Raw genomic sequence first — 2245 nt, forward strand, 5'->3', positions numbered from 1 at the left:
GGCACGCTGCGCCAGCGCGTGACCACCGACATCGCCACCAAGGGCGGCCAGTTCGACGTCATGACGATCGGCATGTACGAGACGCCGATCTGGGCCAAGAAGGGCTGGCTCAGGGAAATCAAGACCGATGCCGCCTACGATGCGGATGACCTGCTGCCCGCGATCCGCGACGGCCTGTCGCATGAAGGCAAGCTCTACGCCTCGCCCTTCTACGGCGAGAGCTCGATGCTGATGTACCGCAAGGACCTGGCCGACAAGGCTGGCATCAAGTTCTCCGAACGGCCCACCTGGAACGAGGTGCGCGACGCCGCCGCCAAGCTCCACGACCCCAAGGCCGGCGTCTACGGCATCTGCCTGCGCGGCAAGCCGGGCTGGGGCGACAACATGGCCCTCCTGTCGACCATGGTCAACAGCTTCGGGGGCCAGTGGTTCGACATGCGCTGGAAGCCCCAGCTCGAGTCCAAGCCCTGGAACGACGCGGTCACCTTCTACGTCGATTTGCTCACCAAATACGGCCCGCCCGGCTCGTCGGCCAACAGCTTCAACGAGATCCTGGCGCTCTACAACGAAGGCAAGTGCGGCATGTGGGTCGACGCGACCATCGCGGCCTCGTTCATCACCGACCCGAAGCAGAGCAAGGTGGCCGAGAAGGTCGCCTTCGCCCAGGGCCCCTACAGCGCGACGACCAAGGGCGCGAACTGGCTGTGGGCCTGGTCGCTCGCCATTCCCGCGAGCTCGACCAAGACCGATGCGGCCGAGAAGTTCGTCAAGTGGGCCACCTCCAAGGACTACGTCCAGCTCGTGGCCAAGGAACAGGGATGGGGCTCGGTGCCCACGGGCACGCGCAAGTCGACCTATGCCTCGCCCGAGTTCATGAAGGCGGCCAAGTTCGCCGAGGCCGAGAAGAAGGCGATCGACAGCGCCAACCCCAATGACAGCACGTTGCCCAAGAGCCCCTACGTCGGCGTGCAGTTCGCGGCCATCCCCGAGTTCCAGGCGATCGGTGTGGGCGTCGGCCAGCAGATGAGCGCGGCGCTGGCGGGCAAGGTCACGGTCGATGCAGCCCTCAAGACGGCGCAGACCCTGGCCGATCGCGAGATGCGCAAGGCCGGCTACTACAAGTAGGCGAGAGGCTCGGCCGGTCCCTCCGCTGACCGGCCGGGCTTTCTCTCTTCGTCCGCAGATCTTTTGGGAGCGCACCCATGAATCGATTTCTGCCACGGTCGCTGATGGCGCCTGCCGTGCTGGCACTGCTGCTCTGGATGATCGTGCCCCTGGTGATGACGATCTATTTTTCGGTCATCAACTACAACCTGATGCAGCCGGGCTCGCATGCATTCCTCGGCGTCGAGAACTTCCACTTCTTCATCACCGACGCCGACTTCTGGCCCGCGGTGTCGAACACGCTGGTGCTCATCGGCAGCGTGATCGTCATCACGGTGGTGTTCGGGGTGCTGCTGGCGCTGCTGGTCAACGAACCCTTTCCGGGTCGAGGAATCGTGCGGGTCCTGCTGATCTCGCCCTTCTTCGTGATGCCGGCCGTCAATGCGCTCCTGTGGAAGCACATGATGATGAACCCGATCTACGGCCTGCTCGCGACCTTGTGGAAGGCCTTCGGCGCAACGCCCGTGGACTGGCTCACCGACGTGCCGCTCTTCTCGGTGATCGTCATGGTCGCCTGGCAGTGGCTGCCCTTCGCCTGCCTGATCTTCATCACCTCGCTGCAGTCGCTCGACCGCGAACAGATGGAAGCGGCGCGCATGGACGGCGCCAATGCCTTCCAGCGTTTCGGCTACCTCACCCTGCCTCACCTCGCGCGGCCGATGGCGGTGGTGATCATGATCGAGATGATCTTCCTGCTGTCGGTGTTCGCCGAGATCGCGATCACCACCAACGGCGGACCGGGCAACGAGAGCACCAACCTCACCTACCTGATCTTCAAGCAGTCGCTGATGAATTTCGATGTGGGCGTGGCTTCGGCGGGTGCGCTGTTCGCGGTGGTGCTGGCGAACATCGTGGCGACCTTCCTGATTCGCATCATCGGCAAGAACCTGGACTGAAGGAGCTCGCGCATGAATGAAAACTTCCTGGCTCTCGCCCTGCGCACCGCGGGTGCCTGGTTCGCCGCGCTGCTGTTGTTCTTCCCGCTCGGCTGGCTGTTCCTGACGTCCTTCAAGTCCGAACTGCAAGCCATCCACGTGCCGCCGCTCTTCGTGTTCGAGCCGACACTGGAGAACTTCACCGA

General features: G+C 63.8%; 2 protein-coding genes and 1 pseudogene. All 3 read left to right on the plus strand.

What is annotated here, in order from left to right; genetic code table 11:
- The coding region (locus AC1D2E_RS35545; RefSeq protein WP_478201748.1) for an ABC transporter substrate-binding protein at nt 1–1125 on the plus strand (1125 nt) is incomplete at its 5' end.
- A gap of 77 nt (nt 1126–1202) precedes the next feature.
- A complete protein-coding gene (locus AC1D2E_RS35550) occupies nt 1203–2060 on the plus strand; it encodes a carbohydrate ABC transporter permease (protein WP_478201749.1) in 858 nt (285 codons plus the stop codon).
- 12 nt (nt 2061–2072) lie between these two features.
- A pseudogene (locus AC1D2E_RS35555) lies at nt 2073–2245 on the plus strand (carbohydrate ABC transporter permease); the annotation flags it as partial.

The sequence above is a fragment of the Variovorax sp. P1_H2 genome (assembly GCF_056405295.1).